Here is a 22,193-nt window from a genome sequence, read left to right as displayed (position 1 = left end):
GCCGACGCGGGGTGGAGCAGCTCGGTAGCTCGCTGGGCTCATAACCCAGAGGTCGCAGGTTCAAATCCTGTCCCCGCTACGAGTCCTAGGGGCCCTCTGTTCGCGGAACGCGCGGACCGGGGGCCTCTTCGCATGTCTGCTCCGGGGGCCGAGCCCCCGGACACCCCGCGGTGCGGTGGTTGCGCTCGGCGCTTTGGTTGCGCTTCTAGCCGCGGTGCGGTGGTGGCGTTCGGCGCTTTGGTTGCGCTTCGAGCCGGTCAAAGGCGTTTTTGGGTACGGGTGATGCTCGGTCCGTAGTTACCGGCCGTGGGCTGTCTGTCGGCGGTGATTCTCTTGATTGTTGTGCTTCGGTGCTGGTCAGACGGTTGCGGGGGGTGGGGTGGGGGGCGGGTTGGTGTGTGGGTTGGGGAGGGGCTAAGCTTTAACTACCGACGCGGGGTGGAGCAGCTCGGTAGCTCGCTGGGCTCATAACCCAGAGGTCGCAGGTTCAAATCCTGTCCCCGCTACGAGTGAGTTGGAGAGGTCCTCTGTTCGCAGAAATGCGAGCGGGGGGCCTCTTTTTTGTGCGCTTGGGGTGCCGGTTTGCCCGGTCTGTGGGGGCTGGGGTGGGGGTGGGGTGTGTAGGAGGACACAGAGGGGGTGGGTTGCGGGTGAGCGTGGGGAAACTAGCTTGAGCGGGGATGCGGCTCGGGTGGCGATGTGGCCAGGCCCGGCGCGGCGGAGAGGGCGTGCGGGGCATGGTGGAGGGCGGGGGCGGGGCGTGAGCCCGGCGGAGGTTGCCCGGGTCAGGAGGGCGCAGGTTCGGGCGGCTCCATGGCCCTATGGGGAGCTGGACGTTGCCGGGTTGCGCCGGGCTGGGCGGCTCGGGGTGCCGTTCCGCGAAATGGTGTTGAAGGTGCATCAGCGGTGCAATCTGGCCTGTGACTACTGCTATGTCTACGAGCACGCTGATCAGAGTTGGCGGGACCGGCCGCGGGTCATGTCCGACGCGGTACGGGATGCGGCGCTGGGGCGGTTCGCGGAGCATGCGCGGCGGCACGGGCTGAAGCGGGTCCGTGTGGTACTGCACGGTGGGGAGCCGCTGCTTTATGGGCGGGAGCGGCTGGCGGAGCTTGCCGGCCGGGCCAGAGCGGCGTTTCCGGCGGGGTGCGCCGTGGAGATCGGCATGCAGACCAACGGGGTGCTGCTTGATGAAGCGACCGTGTCGATGCTCGTCGAATGTGACATCAAGGTGGGTGTCAGCGTCGACGGTGTGGCGGTGGAGCACGATCGGCACCGGCGGTTGCCTGATGGGCGGGGCAGCTTCGCGGCGGTGGAGCGCGGGCTGGCGATCCTGCGGAAGAGGGAGAACGTCCGGTCGTACGCCGGGTTGCTCTGCACGATTTCGGCCGGCACCGATCCGATCAGCTGTTACCGGCAGTTGGCCCGGTTCGAGCCGCCGATGATCGACCTGCTGCTGCCGCACGCGAACTGGGAGGTGCCGCCCTGGCGGCCCGGTGGCCTGGGTAACGCAAACGCAAACGCCGACCTCAATGCCAACGCCAATGCCCACGCCAACGCCTACGCGGCGTGGCTCATCGCGGTCTTCGACGAGTGGTACGCCGAGACCGCGCCACCTCGGATCCGCCTGTTCGACGACGCGATCAGCCTCGTGCTGGGCGGGGCCAGCCGTGGTGAGCAGCTGGGGCTCAGCCCGTCAGGTGTGGTGGTCGTCGAGTCGGACGGCGCGATCGAGCAGGTGGACGCGCTGAAGAGCACCTATCCGGGCGCCTGCGCGACCGGACTCGACGTCTTCGGCGACGACCTGGACGCGGCCCTCGACGACCCGGGTGTGGTGGCCCGGCAGATCGGGCGCGCGGCGCTCTCCGCCGAATGCCTGAGCTGTCCGGCTGTCGCGTTCTGCGGAGGCGGCCACTACGCCCACCGGTACCGGCGTGGTGTCGGCTTCCGGGCGCCCTCGGTGTACTGCGCGGACCTGCGGATCTTCGTCCAGCACGTGCACGAGCGGGTCACCGCCGACGTGCGCCGCATACGCGACAGCTCTCCGGGAGCGACTCCCGGAGAGCTGTACGAGGACGATCAGCAGGTGGTGTAACCCTTACCCGCCTTGCTCCACTTGCAGCTGTCGATCGTCTTGTTGGCGCCGGTGCGCAGGGTCGCGGCGTCGCCACCGTTGTTCCACACGTGCTTCGTCTTGCCCCAGTAGCGGGTGGCGGCCGTGTTGTTGCCCTTACCCGTACGGACGATCACGCTCTTGCCCGCGCCCAGGTAGTGGTTGCTGGTGAACCGGTAGAGGTTGCCGGCCCTGTCCCGTACCGTCCAGCCCTTGACGTTGATCGTCTTCTTGGTCTTGTTGGTGAGCTTGAAGTACTCGCCCACGATGCTGCTGTTGCGGTTGGTGTCCGAGCCCGGAGCGTTGTACTGGATCCGGGTGAACTGGACCGAGCCGGCCGACGGTGCCGGCGGGTTCGTCGGGGCCGGCGTGGTGGGCTTCGGCGTTGTCGGCTTGGTCGTCGGCGTGGTCGGCCGGGTGCTCGTGGGAGCCGGTGTCGGCGAGCTCGTCCGGGTGGTGGTCGGCGTCGGTGTCGGGTTCGTCGGGTTCGCTCCCGGAACCGGTCCGTCGGTACCGCCGGACCCGGCCACAGCAATGCGGCTCTGTGCCGTGTAGTTGCTGAGCAGCAGGTTGGCCGCCGAGGCGTAGGCGGGGTTCGCGGCCTCCGACAGGTAGGCGCGGTAGCTGTGCTGGCCCGCCGGCTGGCCGGAGGCCGAGGTGACGACCTCGGACGCCTCGTCGCCACCGGAGGTCTCGTCGGTGACGCCGTTCGCGACCTCGACCCAGCCACCGCTGGTGTACCGCTGGATGCTCACCGGAATGCCGGGCTGGTCGGGCGAGGCGCGCACCGTGAAGTTGACGGTGCCGGCGCTGCCCGAGGTCGCCGACAGCGTGGCGCCCACCCGCAGGGGCGCGTCCACGATCGGCGAGAACTTGCCGTCGGCCTCGACGGCGAAGACGAAGCCCGAGTCCATCGTGCGGACGATCTCCCAGCGGCCGGTGCCCTGCGCCGCCACGTCGCTGGCCGGGTAGTCCCACGACACGGCCCGTTCGAGGCCGGACGCCTCGGTCACGTCCTTACCGAAGATGTACGCCCGCTCACGCAGATAAACCGTGGAACCCGGAGTGGCGGTGCCGCTGAGCGTGATGTTGCCCCAGCCGACCCGGACCTCCGGGGTGTTCAGCGTCGGCTCGCCCGCCGCGAACGCGGGCGCCGCCGCGAAAAGGCTCGTGCCGGCAACCAGCACACCGAAGGCGGTACTTACGCCGAAAATGGTTTTCGGTCGTCTCTGCATTAGTGGTCCTCCGTCATGGGGCGACCCTGACGGTGCCCGCTCCAGAATTGAACGAAGACGCTGCCGGAAATTGCTATCGCGGTCGTCGCTCACAAGATCGGCACCTTACCCGCCGGTGCGGTTCCGTGGCCCGGCCAGCGGAGAAGTGGTCGAAACCGCAGGTCAAACTGGCCGCCCGGACGAGTGGGTAAGGTGACTGACAGGCCGCCGCCCGACGATATCTATGATTTCGGTCAGCCGTCCCGTAATTGACCATACCCACGCGACGTGGGCATCGGGAGAATAGAAAAAGGAAGAAATGACCCGCCTGGCCGCCGATTGCACCCGCTGTGCCGCGCTCTGTTGTGTCGCCCCGGCTTTCGCCAAGTCCTCCGATTTCGCCGTGAACAAGCCCGCCGGGCGTCCCTGCCGGAATTTGAACGACGATTTCCGGTGTGACATCCATGACGTGCTGCCGCAGCGCGGGTTCCCCGGATGCGTGGTCTTCGACTGCTTCGGCGCCGGCCAGCGGATCACCCAGGAGACCTTCGGCGGGCGGGACTGGCGGTCGGCCCCCGAACTGGCCGGTGACATGTTCGCCGCCCTGCCGGTGATGCGGCAGCTGCACGAGCTGATGTGGTTCCTGACCGAGGCGCTCCGGCTCGACGAGGCGCGGCGGCTGCACCCGAAGCTGAGCGCGGCCCTGGACGAGACCGACGCGCTGGCCGGCGGTAGCCCGGAGGAGCTGCGGAAGCTCGACGTGAACGCGTACCGCGGGAAGGTGAACCCGCTCCTGCGGCGCGCGAGCGAGATGGCCCGCTCCGGTGCCGGTGGCCGCCGGCCGGACCACAGCGGGGCCCAGCTGATCGGCGGCCGCCTGCGCGGGGCAGACCTGCGCGGTGCCAGCTTCCGGGGCGCGGTGCTGATCGGTGCCGACCTGCGCGGCGCGGACCTGCGGCGGGCCGATTTCACCGGGGCGGACCTCCGCGGCGCCGATCTGCGGGGTGCGAACCTGGCGGGTGCGCTGTTCCTCACAGCGTCACAGTTGCGCTCCGCAGTGACGGACGCCGATCACCCCTAAGATGTACGCATGCAGCAGGTTTCCGGCTTGGTGTGGGTCCTGACCATCACGTTCATCGTCGGACTCCTGCTTTTCGACTTCTTCTTCCACGTGCGGCGGGCACACATACCGACCCTGCGCGAGGCGGCTCTCTGGACGTCGATCTACGTCTCGATCGCGATCCTGTTCGGAGTGGGCGTCTGGGTGTTCGGCGGCTCCACCATGGGCGCCGAGTATTTCGCCGGGTATGTGACCGAGGAGGCGCTCTCGGTCGACAACCTCTTCGTCTTCCTGCTGCTGCTGGGCAGCTTCAAGGTGCCGCGCGCGGACCAGCAGAAGGTGCTGCTCTTCGGCATCGTGGTGTCGCTGCTGGCACGGACCGGGTTCATCGTGGTCGGCGCCGCTCTGATCAACTCGTTCGCCTGGATCTTCTACATCTTCGGGCTGATCCTGCTGATCACCGCGGGCAACCTGCTGAAGGACAAGGGTGAGGACGAGAGCGCGGCGCCGGACAACTTCATCATCAAGCTGGCCCGGCGGTTCCTGCGCACCTCGGACACCTACGACGGGGACAAGCTGTTCACCTATCAGGACGGTCGCCGGGTCCTGACCCCGATGCTCCTGGTGATGGTGGCGATCGGCGGCACCGACATCCTGTTCGCGCTGGACTCGATCCCGGCGATCTTCGGGCTGACCCAGAACGTGTACCTGGTCTTCACTGCGACGGCGTTCTCGCTGCTCGGGCTCCGGCAGCTCTACTTCCTGATCGACGGCCTGCTGGACCGCCTGGTCTACCTGTCCTACGGGCTGGCCGCGATCCTCGCGCTGATCGGCGTGAAGCTGATCCTGCACGCTCTGCACGAGAACAACGTGCCGTTCATCAACGACGGCGAGTCGATCCACGTGACCGAGATCCCGACCGTGCTCTCGCTGGCCATCATCATCGGGGTGCTGGTGGTCACGGTGGCGGCGTCGCTGCTCAGCCCGAAGGGCCGCTCGCGGACGGCGGTCTCCGCCGCGCGGCGGCACGCGAACGAGTTCCTCGACGTCGAGACCGACCCGGCGTACTGCGACGAGATCTACCACCGGCTGCTGATCGAGGAGGAGAACCTCAAGAACCTGCCGGAGCGGTACCGGGCCCGGATCCGCCGTCAGGAGTCCGAACTGCTGGAGCTGCTGCGGCGGGCGCACCGGGTGCACGACGAACGGGTCGCCGACGGGCGTTGTTTCTCGCCGTCGGCGACCGGGCCGGCGACCCACTGAGCAATTTTCAACCTGGCATCGGGCCTGAGGCTGCCGGACCGTTGTCCGGCACCAGCGACCGAGGCCCTCGCCGCGTTGAAAAAGGCTCACTGATCAGCCGCGCTGCCGGTCAGTGCTGGCGGCCGGGGTCGGCGTCCGGTCGCGGTGACAGGTAGGCGGAGAGGTTGGTGGTCCGGCCCTGGTCGTTCTCGTCCGGGTTGCCCGAGACGAGGCTCGCCACCCGGGCCGCCAGGCTGGCCGCGCGGGAGGCCAGGTCGGGTTGCGCGTACCGGGAGTCCTGTTCGGCGCGGACGGCCTGTTCGGCGCGGATGGCGTCGTCGTCCAGCCCGGGGCGGAGCGCGTAATCCTGGCTTCCCGACGTGGGCATGGCCGACACCGGCTCGGCGTAGACCGGCTCCGCGTACATCGGCTGCTGATACGCGGGCTGCTGATACGCGGGTTGGTCGTAGGCGGGCTGTTCGTACGCGGGCTGCCGATATGCCGGTTGTTCGTAGGCGGGCTGCTCGTAGGCGGGCTGCTCGTAGGCCGGCTGTTCATGGACGGGCTGCTGGTAAGCCGGTTGCTCGTACGTCGGCTGCTGGTAGGCCGGCTGCTCGCTGGTGGCCACCTCGGCATACGCCGGCTGCGGCTCCGGGACCTCGGGAGCCGGCACCGGCACGGCACCGAGCATCGTCACCGTCTGACCCTGGCCGCCCTGGTAGTTGTTGAACTCCGGCCCGATCGCCAGCCGGGACAGCATGCGCGCCTGCGGAGCCGGCACCCCGATCTCGTCGGCATACTCCACCCGGAACCGGGCGATGGCCTGCCGCATCACGTTGGCGAGGCGATCCGCGTCGGCCACCGTGCCCAGGTCGCCACCGGCGAAGACCAGTGCCGGGAAGCTGCCGTCCGGGCCGTTGCAGACCAACTGGATCTGGGTGACCGTCGCGTTGCGCCCGGTTTCGCGGTTGCCCGGCTGCACGCGCAGGTGCTGCGGCCAGAGCCAGAACATCTCGCCACTACTCTGGGTTGTTGCGTCGGCATACGTATAGCGAATCCTGCGGTCCGTGACGAGAACGCCGGTCGCCTCCGGCAGCGTCCAGCGCGGCAGCGAGGACGCTTCGTCGAACCCGTACTCGGCGACGGCGCAGTGGCCTTGCCAGAGCACTCGCTCGCCGTCGTCGAGCGGTCCGAGATCGGTGCTCGATGCGGATAGGAAGTGCTGGTGGAACATGGTTGCCTTCCCCCGTGGTCGCCACGATTCGTCAACGCGGCCGCAACGATTACAGCCCGGCGCGGACGGCGTCGCCAGTCACCTGTCGCGAATCACACTCTAACTTTGGAAATCGACATTCGGCGGTAACCCTGGCTGCACCATCGGCCGATCCCGTCGTTACTTACGGTTACTGAAGAGACCTTCGGGTGGCGGCGGGGAGGCGACCGCTGTGGCGTCCGGCATCGGCGGGGTCCCACCGGTGAAGCGGTCCAGGTCGGTCTCCACCCGGCCCGGGAACCAGTCGCCGGCCGCCCGGCGGGTCAGTTCCGTGACGGGCGGCGGGGTGCGACCGGCGACCACGACGAGGTTTCCGAAGCGGCGCCCTCGCAGCACCCCGGCGTCGGCGATCAGGCAGGCCTCCGGCAGCGCGGCGCGGATGGTGGCGACCTGGCTGCGCGCGTACTTCAGGGGCGGCCCGTCGGCCACGTTGGCGATCAGCCATCCGCCGGGGTCCAGGACCCGGGCCACCTCATGCATGAATTCGGCCGAGGCCAGGTGAGCCGGGGTGCGGGCGCCGGCGAAGACGTCCAGGATCACCACGTCGTACCCGGAGTCCCGCATTCCCTCGACGGCGGCACGGGCGTCGGCCACGCGTACCCGGATGTTGGCGTTCGCCGGCAGCGGGAGTGCCTCCCGCACCAGCTCGACGAGCGGCCCGTCGATCTCGACCACCCGCTGCGGTGAGCCCGGCCGGGTGGTCGCGAGATAGCGCGGCAGCGTCAGCGCACCGCCGCCCAGGTGGAGGGCGCGCAGCGGCCGCCCGGCCGGCGCTGCCAGGTCGAGCGTCGCCGCCATCCGGCGCACGTACTCGAACTGGAGGTAGCCCGGATCGGCGAGGTCGACGTGCGACTGCGGCGCCCCGTCGAGCATCAGCGTCCAGGCGGTGTCCCGATCGGGGTCGGGAACCAGCTCGGCAGTGCCCGAGGCGACCGTCTCCACCCGCCGCCGTGCCGTCCTGCGCTGTGCCATCGGGCCAGTATCCAGGGAGCAGTTGGGTAGCGCGCCGCAGGGAACCCAGAGATCACCGGGAAAACCTCCGACCGATCCCGCCGTGAGTGCACTCGACCAGACGTTGACGCGGCGTGCCGTCGCCGGTGGGGTGGCGGCCGCCGGTGCGGCGGCCGTCATGACCACCGGCTCGCCCGCCGCCGCGGCCCCCTCCACCCCCGTCTCGGCGAACCCGGCCTCGTTCCTGCCCGCGGACCCGCTGCTGCACCTGCTGCGCCGGGCCACCTTCGGCCCGAGCCCGGCGTCGATCGCCGAGATCCGCAAGCTGGGCGCCTCGGCCTGGCTCGACCGCCAGCTGAACCCGTCCGCCGTTGCGGACAAGGTCGTCGACGGCCTGCTCGACCGGCTGCCGCTGTGCCGGCTCACCACCGCCCAGATCCGTTCGCAGGTGTCCACCGGCAAGCTGAAGCAGTACAGCTGGGACCCGATGTGGCAGCTCGGCTTCGCCGCGGTGGCCCGCGCCGTCTGGAGCGAGCGGCAGCTGTTCGAGGTGATGGCCGACTTCTGGGGCAACCACCTCAACGTCACCTGCCCGTCGGGCGACGTCTGGGACAGCCGCATCGACTACGACACCACAGTGATTCGCAAGTACGCCCTCGGCAAGTTCTCCGACCTGCTCAAGGCGTCGGCGCGGCACCCGGCGATGCTCACCTACCTGGACAACCGCTTCTCCTCCAAGGCCGCGCCGAACGAGAACTACGGGCGTGAGCTGCTCGAGCTGCACACTGTCGGGCTGGCTTACACCGAGGCGGACGTGACCAACGCCGCCCGGCTGCTCACCGGACTGACCGTGGACAACACCACAGGCGGATATCGGTACGACGGAAACCTCCACGCCGTCGGCGCCGTACGCGTGCTCTCCTTCCAGCACGCCAACGCCAGCACCACCGGGGGCGAGGCCGCGTCCCTGGCGCTGCTCGACTACCTGGCGCTGCACCCGGTAACGGCTCGCCGGATCGTCACCAAGCTCTGCGTCCGGTTCGTCGCCGACGAGCCGCCACCCGCCCTGATCACCGCACTGGTCAAGGTCTACCTGGACAACAAGACAGCGATCGCTCCGGTGCTGCGGGCCCTGTTCACGTCAGCGGAGTTCGCGGCCTCAAGGGGTGCCAAGACCCGGACGCCGCTCGAGGACCTGGCGGCCACCGTGCGCACGCTCGGCTACGGTCCCGCGACCAGCGGCACCAAGTTCCTGGAGAGCCTGTACTGGATGGCCCGCGACGCGGGTCAGGCACCGCTGTTCTGGGGGCCGCCGAACGGCTACCCGGACGTGGCCGCGGCCTGGGACTCGCCGTCCGGGCTGCTGGTCCGCTGGAACTTTCACATCTCGATCGCGGCCGGCTGGTGGCCGGACACGCTCGTCAAGCCGGCCGCCCTGGCGACCGGGATGGTCGGGACGCTGCCGGCCACCTACGGCGCGCTGATCGAGGCGGTGAGCATCCGCCTGCTGGGGATCCCGCCGTCGGCCAAGCAGATCGCGGCGCTCGCCGGGTTCTACGGCAAGACACCGGCGTCGGCACTGAAGTCCACCGATCCGGCCGTGGGCTGGATGTTCCCGTACCTGATGGGGATGCTGCTGAACTCCCCGTCCTTCGCGCTGAGGTGACCGCCATGACCACCAGTACCTGCGAATGCGACGACTCCCGCCGGGCGACGCTCTCCCGGCGCCGCCTGCTCGCCACCGGTGCCGCCGGTGCCTTCGCCGGCCTGGCCGGGGCGCAGCTGGACACCAGCCTGGCGTTCGCCGCCGACCCGGCGTACGCCGGTGACGTGCTGGTGCTGCTCTCGCTGCGTGGCGGCTTCGACGGCCTCTCCGCGGTGGTGCCCGCCGGCGACCCGGCCTACTACACCGCCCGGCCGACGATCGGTGTGCAGAAGTCGCAGCTCATCGGCGGTGACGCGTTTTTCGGGCTGAACCCGGCGATGGCGCCGCTGCTGCCGTACTGGACCTCGGGGAAGCTGGCCGCGGTGCAGGCGGTCGGGCAGCCGGCGCCGAACCGGTCGCACTTCTCCGCCATGGAGGAGCTGGAGCGGGCCGCGCCGGGCACGTCGGAGCGGACCGGCTGGCTGAACCGGATGATCGGCACGGTCGGCTCGGACGACGCGTTCAACGCGGTGGCGATGGGCACTGCGAGGCCGGCCCGGGTGCTCGGTGGCCCGGCGCCGAACCTGAGCGTGACCACTGTCGACGCCCTCCAGCTCACCGGCGCCCAGGCCGACCGGCCGATCGCCGCCACGATGTCCGCCCTCTACGACGGCGCTCCGCCGGCGCTCGCGCGGACCGCCGGCCGGCTGGCCGAGGCACTGACCCGCGGGGCTCAGCTGCGCGCGGCGGGTTACACCCCCGCCAACGGCGCGGCCTACCCGCAGACCGATCTCGGCGCGGCACTGCGGGACGTGGCCCGGCTGATCAAGTCCGGGGTCGGGCTGAGAAGCGCGACCGTCGACTCCGGCGACTGGGACATGCACGAGAACCTCGGTCCGGCGGTGGCCGGCCGACGGATGTTCGACCAGCTCAAGGCGCTTTCTGCCGCGCTTGCGGCGTTCGCGGCGGACCTCGGGACCGAGGGCATGCGCCGGGTCACGCTGCTCACGATCAGCGAGTTCGGGCGCCGGGTGGTGCAGAACGGTTCGGGCGGCCTGGACCACGGCTACGGCAACGTCATGTTCGTGCTGGGCGGCAACGTCCGGGGCGGCAAGGTGTACGGCCGGTGGCCCGGCCTGACCACTGCTCAGCTGCGGGACGGCGACCTGGCGGTGACCACCGACTACCGGGCGGTGATCGGGGAGATCCTCCGCGCGCGGTGCGGCGTCGCCGACCTGGCCGGCGTCTTCCCCGGGATCACGGCATCGGGGCTGGGAATCGTCAACGCTCGCTAAACGTGGCTATTTTGGGCAAAACAGCCATCCGGTTCATGAAGCGCGTTCCACACTGATCCCACCACAGGAGCGCGGAGGTGACCGGTGTCGAGCAACGTGCTTGCGGAGATCATCGGCGGACAGCGGCGGCCGCTGGGGCCGCCACCCGCCTTGGAGATGCCCGCCATACTCGCGGCGGCGTGGAGGGCCGCCGGACCGCCGTTGCGGATCCGGCGGCACACCTCCGACGAGGGCGCACCGTTCTGGCGCTGGGACTGCGAAGGCTGCGGTGAGTACGGCGGCGGCCGGCACCACGAGGACGCCGTCGGCCGTGCCCTGCGGCACTGCCGGGAACACCCCGAGCACCCGTCGTCGCTGTTGCGGCCGGCTCGCTGCCGTCAGCCCGAGACCTACATGCCACTGCACCCCATGCTGTACGCGGTGGACGACGACCCGCCGCCCGAACCGCTCACGACCTAGGCCCTAGGGCTTGCCGCCGGTGCGCTTGCGGATCTCGTCCACGCCACGGTCGATCTGGCTCGTGTGCTTGTGCCCGGTCCGCCGGTCCACCTCGTCGCCGATCTTCTCCACGGCCGTGTCGACCTTGTCCTCGTGCTTGTCGATCAGTTCCTTGGCCTTGTCCAGGAAGCCCATCGCCGTCCCCTTCTCGGCTAGCTGCGGTCGCTGCGCCTCACGATTACCCAGAATTCCGGCCACCTTGCGGAACAGCTGGTCGGACGTGATCGCGGCGAGGTCCGGACCCAGCGGGATACGCCAGTTCGGGTACTCGTCGAAGGTGCCCGGCAGGTTCGGCTGCCGGCGTTCCAGCAGCACGTCGTGCAGGGACGCGGTGACCAGGCGGCAGGGCGTCCGGGCCAGGAACCGGTGCATGGCGACGATCGACTCCTCGGCCGTCGCGTCCGGCTCGAGCAGGCCCTCGGCCCGCAGTCGCTCGAGCAGCTGGTCCCGGTCCTTGGCCCAGGTGGCTCGCTCCTCTTCCACCGGGGCGGCCAGCTGGCCCAGCTCGGCCCGGACCTCGACCTGCTCACCGGCGAGAAAACCGGACGCGGTCGGCAGGTCGTGGGTGGAGATGCTGGCGAGCGCGTTGCGGGGATAGTCGGCGGCGGGCCGGTAGTCGCCGTCGCCGTCGTAGTCGCGGGTGAACCAGAGCACTGCCGACCCGAGCATGTTCCGGCGGGCAAGGCCCTCGGTCATCTCGGGCAGGACCGTGCCCAGATCCTCGCCGATCACCACGGCTCCGGCCCGGTACGCCTCCAGCGCCAGGATGCCGAGCATCGCCTCCGGGTCGTAGTGCACGTAGGTGCCCTGGGCGCCGTCCATGCCCGGCGGCACCCACCACAGCCGCCAGAGCCCGGCGACGTGGTCGACGCGCAGTCCACCGGCGTGCCGGAAGATCCGGCGCAGCATGTCGCGGTACGCCGCGTACCCGGTCTCGATCAGCCGGTCCGGCCGCCATGCCGCCAGTCCCCAGTCCTGGCCCAGCTGGTTGAAGGCGTCCGGTGGCGCGCCGGCCCGTACGCCGGGGGCCAGTACGTCCTGCAACAGCCACCCGTCCGCGCCGCCCGGGTCGATACCGACAGCGAGGTCGTGCACGACGCCGACGGGCATGTCGCCGGCGGCTGCGTTGGTGGCCGCCAGCTGCTCCTCCAGCAGGTGCTGGATCCAGGCGTGGAAGGCGATCCGGTCGCTGTGCCAGGCGAGCACCTCGGGGGCGTCCGGCCGGCGCAGCTCGGCCGGCCACTCCTGCCAGTTCGGGCCGTGCTCCTCGGCGAGCGCGCAGAACCGGGCGAAGTCCGTCAGCCCCGGGTCGCTGTCCAGGTCCACCTCGCCGGCCAGCGGCCAGAGCAGCTCCAGGGCGGCCAGCTTGGCGCCCAGGACCGCGTCGTAGTCGATCAGGCCGTCGGCCGGTGGCTCCGGTCGCAGCGCGTCCACCCGGGCCCGCAGATCCGGATCGGCCTTCCGGTACGCCGGCACGTCCGCCACCCTCAGGTAGAGCGGATTGGCGAACCGCCGGCTCGACGGCGAGTACGGCGAGGCCGGCGGCGGCCGGGTCGGCGTGATCGCGTGCAACGGGTTCAGCAGGATCAGGCCCGCGCCGCCGGAGTCCGTCACGAACGTCCGCAGATCGCCGAGATCGCCCATGCCCCACGAGTCCGCCGAGTGCAGCGTGTAGAGCTGAAGCATCCAGCCCCAGGTCTCCGGAGCCTCCGGAAGGCGGGCCGGAACCACCACGAGCGTGACGTCCTGCCCGGTGTCCTGGATCCGGAGCCGGTGCCATCCGAGCGGCAGGTCCGCCGGTACCTCGTCGACCAGCCGGGTGCCGCCGTCCTCGAGCGTGATCTCGCCGCGAGCGGGCAGCGGCCGGGTGCTTCCGGCGACGACGACCACCGTGCCGGGAAGTCGCTGATCCCGATCACGGTCCCGTACCGCGGCCAGCGCTGTGCTCACCGCCTGCGGTGTGCTCGCGTCCACGCCGAGCACACCGAGCACACCGATCACCGACTCCGCCGAGATCTCGGTGCGTTTGCGGCGCCAGTTCTCGTACCACGTGGCGACTCCGTGTGCTTCGGCCAGTTCCGCCAGTTCGCGGTCCATCCGTGCCCCTTCCGTTCGGTAACGCCACTATTACCCGTTGCGCGCATGGGTCAGCATGGAACCCATGGCTGATGTGATGAAGTGGTGGCCGCGGCTCACCGCGGCGCTGACCGGCGCGGTGCTTACCCTGGTGATCCCGGCCCATGCGTGGGCGGCCGGCAACGGTGTCGGTGAGATCGCGGTGGAGGCAGCGCGCCGCCGCTCCCGGGGCATGGGCTTCGGGGTGTTCGGCCTGCTCTGCTGTGTGGGCGTCATCGCCATCGTCGTATTGGCGATAGTGTTGATTTCCCGGAACCGTAAGCGTCGCTGACGATCCTGCTCCTAGCGTAGGAGGATGCGGATCGCGCTCGGTGCCGGTATAGCGGTGATGGCCGCGGTGCCGTTGGCCGTCTCGGTGGCCGCCAACGCCACCCCGGACAGGCTGATCTCGCTGCGGCGCCCGGTCCTGGCCTCGTCCACCGAGAGCGTCGCGTGGGCGGCGGCCGGGGTCAACGACAGCGACTCGGGCAGCCGGTGGGCCAGTGCGGCGGGCCCCGGTACCCAGTGGGTCCGGATCGACCTGGGCACGGCGCAGGAGGTCCACCGCGTGCGGCTCACGTGGGCGGAGTCGTATGCCGAGGCGTACCGCATCCAACTCTCCGACAGCGGTTCGGCGTGGACCGACGTCTACCGCACGGCCTCCGGCAACGGGGGCGTCGACGACGTGAAGAACCTCCTGGGCACCGGGCGCTATCTGCGGATCCTGGCCACCCGGCGGGGTGCCGCGGGCGGTTACTCGCTGCGCGAGGTCCGGGCGTACGGTCCGGGGCCGGCCGCGCCGGTGACCGAGTCGGCGCCCGCGCCCTCGGCCGAGGTCCCCGCGATCGCCGCCGGCCTGATTGCCGCGGCGAAACGGGAGACCGCGTTCAAGCTGGTCTCCAGCGCGGAGAACTCGACGCTCGACTGGCGCGGTGAGTACGGCTACCTCGAGGACATCGGCGACGGCAGGGGTTACACCGGCGGCATCATCGGGTTCTGCTCCGGCACCTCCGACATGCTGGCCGTGGTGACCGAGTACGCCCGCCGCAAACCGGGCAACGGGCTGGCCCGCCATCTGCCGGCACTGCGCTCGGTGAACGGCTCCGACTCGCACCGGGGGCTCGATCCGGGCTTCCCGGGTGCGTGGCGTGCGGCCGCCGGTGACCCGGTCTTCCGCAGGGTGCAGGACGACGCCCGCGACCGGATGTACTTCACCCCGGCGGTCCGGCTGGCCGAGGCCGACGGGCTGCGGGCGCTGGGCCAGTTCGCGTACTACGACGCGGCGGTGATGCACGGCGTCGACGGTTTGCGGGAGATCCGCGGGCGGGCGGCGGCCGGGCGGCGTACGCCGGCGCGGGGCGGTGACGAGATCGGCTACCTGACGGCGTTCCTCGACGCCCGGGCGGCCGAGATGCGTACCGAGGAGGCGCACAGTGACACCACCCGGGTGGACACCGCGCAGCGCGCCTTCCTGCGGAGCAGCAACCTGGATCTGGCCACGCCACTCACCTGGCACGTCTACGGGGACCGGTACACCGTCAGCCGGTGAACCGATCCCCGTGTTCGGTACAGATCAGTACCTGATCAAACCTCGATCAGGATCAGGCCATGATCGGATCAGGCCTTGGTCCACTTCTGGTTGGCGCCACCGACGCAGTCCCAGAGGTGCAGCCGGGCGCCGTTGGAGTTGTTCCACTCGGCGATGTCGACGCACCGGTTGGCGGAGACGTTCACCAGGTCACCGGCTGCCGACAGGGTGAATCGCTGCACCGGGTTGCCGTTGCAGGTGACCAGCTGGATCGGGGTGCCGTTGGTCAGCGCGCCACCGGCCGGGTCCATGCACTTGCCCAGGGCGCGCACGGTGCCGTCGCTCTGAAGCGTCCACTTCTGGGCGGCCGAGCCGTTGCAGTCCCACATCTGCAGGCGGGTCCCGTCGGCGCTGTTGGCGTTCGGGATGTCGATGCAGCGGCCGTTCCAGTTGCTCTTCAGCGCGTTGCCGGTGGTCGACGGCGGCGGGGTGGTCGAGTCGTTCCAGGCCGAGACGCGGACGTAGTCGACCAGCATGGTCTGCGGGAACGAGGTGGACGCGTCCGGGCTGCCCGGCCAGTTACCGCCGACCGCGACGTTCAGGATCATGTAGAACGGGTGGTCGAAGACCCACTGCCGGCCGCCGAGCGAGGCCGGGGTGACGCGGAAGTACTCGGAGCCGTCCAGGTACCAGATGATCAGGTTGGGCGACCACTCCACCGCGTACTGGTGGAAGGCGTCGCCGAGCGGGGCGCCGAGCGTACGGTTGCCGCCGATCGCGCTGCCGCCGGAGTAACCGGGGCCGTGGACGGTGCCGTAGAGCTTGTTCGGCTCCTTGCCGACGTTCTCCATGATGTCGATCTCGCCGGACTGCGGCCAGCCGACGCTGCCCAGGTTGTCACCGAGCATCCAGAACGCCGGCCAGATGCCCTGGCCCTTGGGGACCTTGATGCTGGCCTCGAACCGGCCGTAGCGCTGGGTGAACTTGCCCGAGGTGAGGATCCGGCCGGAGGTGTACTGGCAGGTGCCGTACCAGCACTGGAAGTTGGACGGGTTCTCCTTGCGCGCGGTGATCGCCAGGTGGCCCTGACCGTCCTGCCGCACGTTGTTCGTGGAGTTCGTGTAGTACTGCAGCTCGCTGTTGCCGTAGCCGCCGCCGCCGATGTCGAAGTTCCACTTCGAGCCGTCGACCGCCGCGCCGGAGCCGCCGTTGAACTCGTCGGACCAGGTCACCGGCCCGACCGCGGCATCAGCTGTGTCGCTGCGGGAGGCGACCGCCAGGGATCCGGCGAGGGTCAGCGCGACCGCTGCCGCGCCGAACAGGACTCTGAGTTTGCGCATGGGGGATCCTCCGGGGGAGAGGGAAGCCGTTTCTCGTAACAGTCTTTAAAGTTGACTGTCATCGGTCAATGGAGACGGGTTCCGGAACCGCCGGATAACAAGGATTGTTAAATTTTCTGGAAGAGCCCGGGTACCAGGGTGGGCTGCCATCCGGGCAGCGAGGTGTGCAGCTCCCGTACGCGATAGATGTTGCCCTTGAAGCGCACGTATTTGCCCGGCTTGTAGGTGGTGTAGGTCTTCCACGTCGTCGCCTCGACAGTGACCCGCACCGAGACACGGACGTGATCCACGACCATCGAGTCGGAGCGGCGACCACCGGCCCCGGGGTTCAGGGTCAGCACCAGCGGACGGCCCGGCACCTCCGGCGTGAACTTCAGGACCTTGCGCCCGTCCATCGACCAGACGAGCGAGGCCGGCGTCCAGTCGATGACGTACGTGTGGAAGTCGTCGCCGCTCACCTGGTCGTCGCCGAGCACCTCGACCTGTCCGGCGGGAAGGTTGCCGCTCTCGTCCAGCACGCCCAGAGCACGCCAGGCACCGCCCGCGCGGCTCATCCGGATCCGGGCCTCGGCCCGCCCGTTCGCCTGGGTGAAGGGCTGGAGAACGTGCAGTTGGGTGGCCAGCACCAGCTGGCCGTCGCCGGTGAGCCCCGCGCGGGAATCGCCGGCCACCCACTTCGTGGCGTCCGGCGGGCCGCCCCGGGCACCGTCGAACTCGTCGGCGAACACGGATCGGCTGATCGTGTCGGCCGCGCTGGCGGGAGTGCCCCGTCCGGCGGCCAGGGCCACCGGCGCGATGCCGGAGACCAGCACCGCGATCGCGAGCAGCGACCGCAGCAGGACCGTGCTCTTCACCCTGACCCCCACCTCGATCAACCCAGCCGATGCACTGTGCTCAAGGAAGGGGGGTCAGGGCAAGAGGTGAAGCGAAAAATTCAGCGGTAATCCGGTCCGCGGGTCTCGTGCATGGCCAATTCCTCGGCGCTCGCACCGCCACCGGCCGCGCCGGCGTCATACGCCACGCTGTCCGGCTCCTCGTCCCAGCCGGAGCCCTTGTCGGGTGCGACAAGGCGGCCGACCGGGCGCGGTGACTCCTCGTCCAGCGAGCCGTCGTCGTAGAGCGAGATCTGCGATTTCGGGTCGGAGGTGGGGCTCTGCTCCCACACATCCCGGTCGAAGTTGCGCTGCTCCGAGTCGTCGAGGGTCTCGTCGACCGCGTCACGCCGCGGTGGCGACGCGTCCTGCGCGCCGAAATCCGGCTCCTCCTGGCGCAGGCGCCGTTCGAAAGACTCGCCCTGGCGCTGCTCCTCGGCGGTGTCGCCGAACCGGTTGGAACCGCCGGGTCCCACCCCGGACAGGGCGGCCGGGTCGGGTCCGTCGCTCCAGCGCGGGCTGTTCACCTCGTCGTACGCCGTGGAATCGTCGTCGGCGGTGTCCGGCAGCCCCGACGCCTCCGGGTCACTGACCTCGGTCGGGTAGTCGTTGTCTCGCATGACCGCAATCTACCCACGGGTGGGGTCGGTCATACCCGCGTCATCACGTTGACGAGCCCCGGCGGGGGTGATTGCGGAGTCCGCCTCCAGCGTCGCCCACACGACCTTCCCGTCGGCGAGGATCAGGTGACCCCAGCGGGAGGAGACCGTGTCGATCAGGAGGAGGCCGCGTCCGCCGTACGACGTGGGTGCGACGGGACCGGTGAACCGCGGCACCGTGGCCGACCAGTCCCGGACCGCCACGCTCATCGTGCTGCCGTGCATCGAGAGCAGGACGTTCATCGGTGTACCGGCGTGCGCGACCACGTTGTTGACCATCTCGGTCGCCACGATGCAGGCGTTCCCGGCCAGCTCGGGCTGCTCCCACCGGACACACGCCTCGGTGATGAGCTCACGCGAGCGGCGGGCCGCGCCGACCACCGGCTCCAGGTCGAGGCTGATCCGCCGGCCGGTCTCCGGTTCGCCCAGGGCGGCGAAGGCACCCGCAGCGTCCGGCCACAACGGCCATCCGCTGGGCTGCCAGGCCACATTGTCGATCGAGCCGCACAGCGTCAGATGGGTGCCGGGCCAGTCCCGCGTCTCGTCGAGGACCTCGCGCAGCATCGTGAGCGCGTCCGACTCGGCCACCCGGAGGCCGGTCACGTCGACCACGACCGCCTCCGGCTGGGTCGACAGGATGTCGAGGATGGCCGAACGGATCGGCGTGATGGTGTCGGTGTCCAGCACACCGATCAGCCGGACCAGAGGATAGGTCTGGTCGCTGTCCACCAGGTGACGAACCTCGCTCGGCATGATCGCTCCATTGTGCATAACGCGTCCCCTCCTCGCATTTCGGAGTGCTGAGGATCGGTGCCGCGGTCACCGCGATCTAGGCATAAATCCGTCGAAAGGGTCATACGCCGCCACCGGGCATGGTCAGGGAGTACCCCGCCCGAGTGTTCTCATGCCAGATGTACGCGCGCCGGCTGATCAGCCCCTGAGGGCCAGAGCCGCGCCGGCCGATCAGTTCCGCCGGGTCAGAGCCGCGCCGGCTGATCCGTTCTGGCGGGTCAGAGCGGCGCCGGCCGATCAGTTCCGGCGGGCCAGCGCCGCCAGTACGTCCTCGTGCAGCAGCCCGTTCGTGCCGATCACCGAGCTCTTGTCGGCAGTCGGCCGCCCGTCCAGGTCGGTGATCCGGCCGCCCGCCTCGGTGATGATCGGGATCAGCGCCGCCATGTCCCAGAGCGACAGCTCCGGCTCCACCATCGCGTCCAGAGCACCCTCGGCCAGCAGCATGTAGCCGTAGAAGTCGCCGTACGCCCGGCTCCGCCACACACCCAGCAGGATGTCGACCATCTGGTCGAGGCGGCCGTTGTCGGCCCAGCCGTTCAGGCTGGCGTAACAGAAGCTCGCGTCGGTCAGCCTGCGCACCGACGAGACGCTGATCCGGGTCGCCGCGTGCTGGTGCTTGCCCGCGAACGCACCCTGCCCGCGCGCCGCCCACCAGCGCCGGCCCAGAGCCGGTGCGGATACCAGCCCCACCACCGGGGTGTCACCCTCCATCAGCGCGATGAGCGTCGCCCAGATCGGCACACCGCGGACGAAGTTCTTGGTGCCGTCGATCGGGTCGATCACCCAGTACCGGCTGCCCGGCCCGGCGGCCGCAACCGTCCGGCCGAACTCCTCACCCAGCATCCCGTCGCGCGGCCGTGCCCTGGCCAGCGTCGCGCGGATCGCCTTCTCCACAGCGGTGTCCGCGTCGGAGACCGGCGTCAGGTCCGGCTTGGCCTCGACCGCCAGATCGAGCGCCCGGAACCGTGCTGTCGAGATGGCGTCGGCCGTGTCGGCGAGCAGGTGGGCAAGCGCGAGATCGTCCGAGTAACCAGCCATGCCAAAAAGCTAATGCATGAGACACCCCGCGGTCGTGCGGGTTCCGCGCGTCCCGGCGATCGGTGGCCGCTGTCGCGGCCTCACTCATGCCGGGCGTCGCTGTCGTGGTCTCGCTCATGCCAGGCGTCGCTGTCGTGGTCTCGCTCAGACCGGGCCGTCGTCCGCGGGCTGGTCGTGCCAGTCGCCCTCGCCGGCGCGCGAGCTCAAAAGGCGACGGTACGAGGCGAGCCGGCGTGCGTCAGCGTGTCCCGCCGCCACCCAGGCGTCCAGGCGGCACTCGCTGTCGGCGGCGGTGTGCCCGCAGTTCGGCTGGTCCTCCAGAGTGCCCTCGACCAGGTCGGGGAAGCCGTGCAGCAGGCTCTCGGCACTCACGTGGGCCAGCCCGAAACTGCGGATGCCGGGCGTGTCGACGATCCACCCGGGGTCCTTGCGGGACTTGCCGACCGCGGGCAGGCGCAACGCCACCGCGCTGGTCGAGGTGTGCCGCCCCTTGCCGACCGCGCTCACCACGCCGACCGCACGCAGCGCGTCCGGGACCAGCCGGTTCACCAGCGTCGACTTACCGACGCCGGAGTGCCCGACCAGCACCGAGATCCGGCCGGCCAGCCGGTCGCGCACCTCGGCGAGGTCGCTGCCCGGGCGCACCAGCACATAGGGCAGATCCAGCTCGGCGTAGTAGCCGAGGACCTGTTCCGGGCCCGCCAGGTCGGCCTTCGTCAGGCAGAGCAGCGGTTCGACGTCCGCGTCATACGCCGCGACCAGGCACCTGTCGATGAAACCGGTCCGCGGCGGCGGGTCGGAGAGGGCGCTCACGATCACCAACTGGTCGGCGTTGGCGACCACGACCCGCTCCAGGCGGCCCTCGGGGGTGGTGTCGTCGTCGTCCGCGGTGCGGCGCAGCACGGAGCTGCGCTCGCTGATCCGGACGATCCGGGCCAGCGCACCGGGCGCTCCCGTGACGTCGCCGACGAGCGACACCCGGTCACCGACCACCACCGACTTGCGGCCCAGCTCCCGGGCGCGCATCGCGGTGATCACGTCGATGCCGCCGCTGTCCTCGCGCACGCACCCATACCGCCCGCGGTCCACCGTGATCACCAGCGCGTCGATGGCGTCGTTGTGGCTGGGCCGCAACCGGGTACGCGGGCGCGACGATCGGCCCGGCCGGATCCGGACGTCGTCCTCGTCATACTCCCGCTTACGGCCTGGCAGGTTCAGCTCCTCGCCACGAGTCCCGCCCAGAGTTCGGGGAACTCGGGCAACGTCTTCGACGTACAACTTACGTCGGAGAGCTGAATGCCCGTCACGGTGAGGCCGATAACCGCCGCGGCGTGTGCCATTCGATGATCCGCGTAGGTCTCGAAGGTGGTGCCGTGCAGCGGCCGCGGCTCGATGCGCAGGCCGTCGGGGAACTCGGTGACCTCTGCGCCCGCCTTGCTCAGCTCGGTGGCGAGCGCACGGATCCGGTCGGTCTCGTGGCCCCGGATGTGCTCGACGCCGCGCAGCTCGGACGGCCCGTCGGCGAGGGCCGCCAGCGCCGACAGCACCGGCGTCAGCTCACTGACCTCGGAGAGGTCTGCCGTGATGCCGTGCAGCGAGCCGGTGCCCCGCACGGTGAGCCCGTCCGCCGTGCGGGTGACCTCGGCGCCCAGCTCGGTGAGCAGCTCACTGAGGCGCTCCACCGGCTGCCAGCTCGCGGCCGGCCAGCCCGCCAGGGTGACCGAACCGCCGGTGACCATGGCGGCCGCGAAGAACGGGACCGCTCCGGAGAGGTCCGGCTCGATCGTCCAGGTGCGGCCGTGCAGCGACCCGGGCTCGACCGTCCACACGTCGGGCACGCTCTCGTCCACGACGGCACCGGCGGCCCGCAGCATGTGCGTGGTCATCCGCAGGTGCGGCGCGGACGGCACCGGCGGGCCCTCGTGCCGCAGCACCAGGCCCTTGGTGAAGCGGGGGGCGGAGAGCAGCAGACCCGAGACGAACTGGCTGGACCCGGACGCGTCGATGACCGCCTCACCACCCTCGACCAGCCCGGCGCCGCGCACGGTGAGCGGCAGCCCGCCGGACGGCGACGCCTCGATGCCCACGCCCAGCGAGCGCAGCGCCTCGACGATCGGGCGCAGCGGCCGGTTGCGGGCATGCGGGTCGCCGTCGAACTCGACAGTGCCCTCGGCCAGCGCCGCGGCCGGCGGCAGGAAGCGCATGATCGTGCCCGCCAGGCCCACGTCGACCCGGGCGGGACCGCGCAGCGGACCCGGCTCCACCACCCAGCGATCGTCAGCGCTGGTGTCGACGCCGACGCCGAGCGCGCGCAGGCCGGCGGACATCAGCGTGGTGTCACGCGCCCGCAGCGGAGCCTCGATGACCGAGGGGCCGTCGGCGAGTGCGGCGAGGACCAGTGCGCGGGCGGTCATCGACTTCGAGCCGGGCAGCCGCACGGTCGCGGTCGCCGGGCCGGAGGCGGAGGGGGCGAGCCAGGGGCGAGGTTCAGCAGTCACGACGCCATTCTGCCGCCGGGCACCGACAATTCCCGGCGCCATTCCCGGCTCCCGGGACGA

The 22,193-nt window shown here is 70.3% G+C and carries 18 protein-coding genes, 2 tRNA genes and 1 pseudogene; 10 read left to right on the top strand and 11 right to left on the bottom strand.

Features of this window, described 5'->3' with window-relative positions:
* Positions 1 to 5 precede the first annotated feature (5 nt).
* From ACFQV6_RS03930 to ACFQV6_RS03920, 3 genes are all read left to right on the top strand, one after another.
* A tRNA-Met gene (locus ACFQV6_RS03930) sits at positions 6 to 79 on the top strand.
* A gap of 353 nt (positions 80 to 432) precedes the next feature.
* Positions 433 to 506: transfer RNA gene (locus ACFQV6_RS03925), tRNA-Met, on the top strand.
* A gap of 191 nt (positions 507 to 697) precedes the next feature.
* Complete coding sequence (locus ACFQV6_RS03920) at positions 698 to 2,095, top strand: FxsB family cyclophane-forming radical SAM/SPASM peptide maturase (protein ID WP_378026257.1); 1,398 nt, start codon at positions 698 to 700, stop codon at positions 2,093 to 2,095.
* On the opposite strand, the gene ACFQV6_RS03915 is transcribed toward ACFQV6_RS03920, so the two are convergent.
* Positions 2,080 to 3,348, bottom strand: coding sequence for a lamin tail domain-containing protein (locus ACFQV6_RS03915; protein ID WP_378025913.1), 1,269 nt, complete (start codon positions 3,346 to 3,348; stop codon positions 2,080 to 2,082). The genes ACFQV6_RS03920 and ACFQV6_RS03915 overlap by 16 nt on opposite strands.
* Before the next feature lie 298 nt (positions 3,349 to 3,646).
* Here ACFQV6_RS03915 and ACFQV6_RS03910 point away from each other — a divergent pair, with 298 nt between their 5' ends.
* Together ACFQV6_RS03910 and ACFQV6_RS03905 are read left to right on the top strand one after the other, a co-directional pair.
* Positions 3,647 to 4,408 (top strand): pentapeptide repeat-containing protein, encoded by a 762-nt coding sequence (locus tag ACFQV6_RS03910; protein ID WP_378025912.1) that lies wholly within the window; start codon positions 3,647 to 3,649, stop codon positions 4,406 to 4,408.
* Between the two features lie 9 nt (positions 4,409 to 4,417).
* A pseudogene (locus ACFQV6_RS03905) lies at positions 4,418 to 5,404 on the top strand (TerC family protein); the annotation flags it as partial.
* Positions 5,405 to 5,759: 355 nt separating this feature from the next.
* On the opposite strand, the gene ACFQV6_RS03900 reads toward ACFQV6_RS03905, so the two are convergent.
* Complete coding sequence (locus ACFQV6_RS03900; RefSeq protein WP_378025911.1) at positions 5,760 to 6,863, bottom strand: translation initiation factor 2; 1,104 nt, start codon at positions 6,861 to 6,863, stop codon at positions 5,760 to 5,762.
* A 159-nt stretch (positions 6,864 to 7,022) separates the two neighbouring features.
* Positions 7,023 to 7,874 carry a spermidine synthase gene (locus ACFQV6_RS03895; RefSeq protein ID WP_378025910.1) on the bottom strand — a complete coding sequence of 284 codons (852 nt, stop codon included), beginning with the start codon at positions 7,872 to 7,874 and terminating at the stop codon, positions 7,023 to 7,025.
* Positions 7,875 to 7,956: 82 nt separating this feature from the next.
* Between ACFQV6_RS03895 and ACFQV6_RS03890 the strand changes: the two genes are divergently transcribed.
* From ACFQV6_RS03890 to ACFQV6_RS03880, 3 genes are all read left to right on the top strand, one after another.
* Positions 7,957 to 9,519, top strand: a complete 1,563-nt coding sequence (locus ACFQV6_RS03890) for a DUF1800 domain-containing protein (RefSeq protein ID WP_378025909.1) — start codon at positions 7,957 to 7,959, stop codon at positions 9,517 to 9,519.
* 5 nt (positions 9,520 to 9,524) lie between these two features.
* Entirely contained in the window at positions 9,525 to 10,793 is a 1,269-nt protein-coding gene (locus tag ACFQV6_RS03885) for a DUF1501 domain-containing protein (protein WP_378025908.1), read from the top strand.
* Between the two features lie 84 nt (positions 10,794 to 10,877).
* On the top strand, positions 10,878 to 11,252 hold the full coding sequence (locus ACFQV6_RS03880; RefSeq protein WP_378025907.1) for a hypothetical protein: 375 nt from the start codon (positions 10,878 to 10,880) through the stop codon (positions 11,250 to 11,252).
* 3 nt (positions 11,253 to 11,255) lie between these two features.
* Here the strand turns inward: ACFQV6_RS03880 and malQ are convergent, their stop codons facing one another.
* Complete coding sequence (gene malQ, locus ACFQV6_RS03875) at positions 11,256 to 13,388, bottom strand: 4-alpha-glucanotransferase (RefSeq protein ID WP_378025906.1); 2,133 nt, start codon at positions 13,386 to 13,388, stop codon at positions 11,256 to 11,258.
* A 64-nt stretch (positions 13,389 to 13,452) separates the two neighbouring features.
* Between malQ and ACFQV6_RS03870 the strand changes: the two genes are divergently transcribed.
* Both ACFQV6_RS03870 and ACFQV6_RS03865 read left to right on the top strand, forming a co-directional pair.
* The gene (locus ACFQV6_RS03870) at positions 13,453 to 13,698 is read left to right on the top strand and encodes a hypothetical protein (protein WP_378025905.1); all 246 of its coding nucleotides are present in this window, start codon (positions 13,453 to 13,455) and stop codon (positions 13,696 to 13,698) included.
* Between the two features lie 24 nt (positions 13,699 to 13,722).
* The gene (locus ACFQV6_RS03865) at positions 13,723 to 14,955 is read left to right on the top strand and encodes a chitosanase (protein WP_378025904.1); all 1,233 of its coding nucleotides are present in this window, start codon (positions 13,723 to 13,725) and stop codon (positions 14,953 to 14,955) included.
* A gap of 68 nt (positions 14,956 to 15,023) precedes the next feature.
* Here the strand turns inward: ACFQV6_RS03865 and ACFQV6_RS03860 are convergent, their stop codons facing one another.
* The 7 genes from ACFQV6_RS03860 to aroA all read right to left on the bottom strand — a co-directional run bounded on the left by ACFQV6_RS03860 (position 15,024) and on the right by aroA (position 22,175).
* Complete coding sequence (locus tag ACFQV6_RS03860; RefSeq protein WP_378025903.1) at positions 15,024 to 16,274, bottom strand: family 16 glycosylhydrolase; 1,251 nt, start codon at positions 16,272 to 16,274, stop codon at positions 15,024 to 15,026.
* Between the two features lie 107 nt (positions 16,275 to 16,381).
* A complete protein-coding gene (locus ACFQV6_RS03855; RefSeq protein ID WP_378025902.1) occupies positions 16,382 to 17,128 on the bottom strand; it encodes a carbohydrate-binding protein in 747 nt (248 codons plus the stop codon).
* A gap of 80 nt (positions 17,129 to 17,208) precedes the next feature.
* The gene (locus ACFQV6_RS03850; RefSeq protein WP_378025901.1) at positions 17,209 to 17,766 is read right to left on the bottom strand and encodes a DUF5709 domain-containing protein; all 558 of its coding nucleotides are present in this window, start codon (positions 17,764 to 17,766) and stop codon (positions 17,209 to 17,211) included.
* A gap of 9 nt (positions 17,767 to 17,775) precedes the next feature.
* Complete coding sequence (locus ACFQV6_RS03845) at positions 17,776 to 18,558, bottom strand: anti-anti-sigma factor (RefSeq protein WP_378025900.1); 783 nt, start codon at positions 18,556 to 18,558, stop codon at positions 17,776 to 17,778.
* Positions 18,559 to 18,834: 276 nt separating this feature from the next.
* On the bottom strand, positions 18,835 to 19,635 hold the full coding sequence (gene hisN, locus ACFQV6_RS03840) for a histidinol-phosphatase (protein ID WP_378025899.1): 801 nt from the start codon (positions 19,633 to 19,635) through the stop codon (positions 18,835 to 18,837).
* Positions 19,636 to 19,779: 144 nt separating this feature from the next.
* Positions 19,780 to 20,847, bottom strand: a complete 1,068-nt coding sequence (rsgA, locus tag ACFQV6_RS03835; protein ID WP_378026256.1) for a ribosome small subunit-dependent GTPase A — start codon at positions 20,845 to 20,847, stop codon at positions 19,780 to 19,782.
* Positions 20,848 to 20,849: 2 nt separating this feature from the next.
* Positions 20,850 to 22,175: a 3-phosphoshikimate 1-carboxyvinyltransferase gene (gene aroA / locus ACFQV6_RS03830; RefSeq protein WP_378025898.1), complete on the bottom strand. Its 1,326-nt coding sequence runs from the start codon at positions 22,173 to 22,175 to the stop codon at positions 20,850 to 20,852.
* Positions 22,176 to 22,193: the final 18 nt, after the last annotated feature.

It is taken from the genome of Actinoplanes sp. GCM10030250 (assembly GCF_042666575.1).
In the GTDB taxonomy this organism is placed as follows: domain Bacteria; phylum Actinomycetota; class Actinomycetes; order Mycobacteriales; family Micromonosporaceae; genus Actinoplanes.
The sequence above is the reverse complement of the archived record's forward strand: the minus strand, read 5'-3'. Positions and strand labels throughout refer to the sequence as shown.

What these genes read in the sequence shown, in the direction of transcription:
- ACFQV6_RS03900 (WP_378025911.1), bottom strand. Translation starts at nt 6,863, where the DNA reads ATGTTCCACCAGCACTTCCTATCCGCATCGAGCACCGATCTCGGACCG.
- ACFQV6_RS03860 (WP_378025903.1), bottom strand. Translation starts at nt 16,274, where the DNA reads ATGCGCAAACTCAGAGTCCTGTTCGGCGCGGCAGCGGTCGCGCTGACC.
- ACFQV6_RS03850 (WP_378025901.1), bottom strand. Translation starts at nt 17,766, where the DNA reads ATGCGAGACAACGACTACCCGACCGAGGTCAGTGACCCGGAGGCGTCG.
- ACFQV6_RS03915 (WP_378025913.1), bottom strand. Translation starts at nt 3,348, where the DNA reads ATGCAGAGACGACCGAAAACCATTTTCGGCGTAAGTACCGCCTTCGGT.
- hisN (WP_378025899.1), bottom strand. Translation starts at nt 19,635, where the DNA reads ATGGCTGGTTACTCGGACGATCTCGCGCTTGCCCACCTGCTCGCCGAC.
- aroA (WP_378025898.1), bottom strand. Translation starts at nt 22,175, where the DNA reads ATGGCGCCGGGAATTGTCGGTGCCCGGCGGCAGAATGGCGTCGTGACT.
- ACFQV6_RS03920 (WP_378026257.1), top strand. Translation starts at nt 698, where the DNA reads ATGTGGCCAGGCCCGGCGCGGCGGAGAGGGCGTGCGGGGCATGGTGGA.
- ACFQV6_RS03885 (WP_378025908.1), top strand. Translation starts at nt 9,525, where the DNA reads ATGACCACCAGTACCTGCGAATGCGACGACTCCCGCCGGGCGACGCTC.
- ACFQV6_RS03910 (WP_378025912.1), top strand. Translation starts at nt 3,647, where the DNA reads ATGACCCGCCTGGCCGCCGATTGCACCCGCTGTGCCGCGCTCTGTTGT.
- ACFQV6_RS03865 (WP_378025904.1), top strand. Translation starts at nt 13,723, where the DNA reads ATGCGGATCGCGCTCGGTGCCGGTATAGCGGTGATGGCCGCGGTGCCG.
- ACFQV6_RS03845 (WP_378025900.1), bottom strand. Translation starts at nt 18,558, where the DNA reads ATGCCGAGCGAGGTTCGTCACCTGGTGGACAGCGACCAGACCTATCCT.
- ACFQV6_RS03870 (WP_378025905.1), top strand. Translation starts at nt 13,453, where the DNA reads ATGGCTGATGTGATGAAGTGGTGGCCGCGGCTCACCGCGGCGCTGACC.
- ACFQV6_RS03895 (WP_378025910.1), bottom strand. Translation starts at nt 7,874, where the DNA reads ATGGCACAGCGCAGGACGGCACGGCGGCGGGTGGAGACGGTCGCCTCG.
- malQ (WP_378025906.1), bottom strand. Translation starts at nt 13,388, where the DNA reads ATGGACCGCGAACTGGCGGAACTGGCCGAAGCACACGGAGTCGCCACG.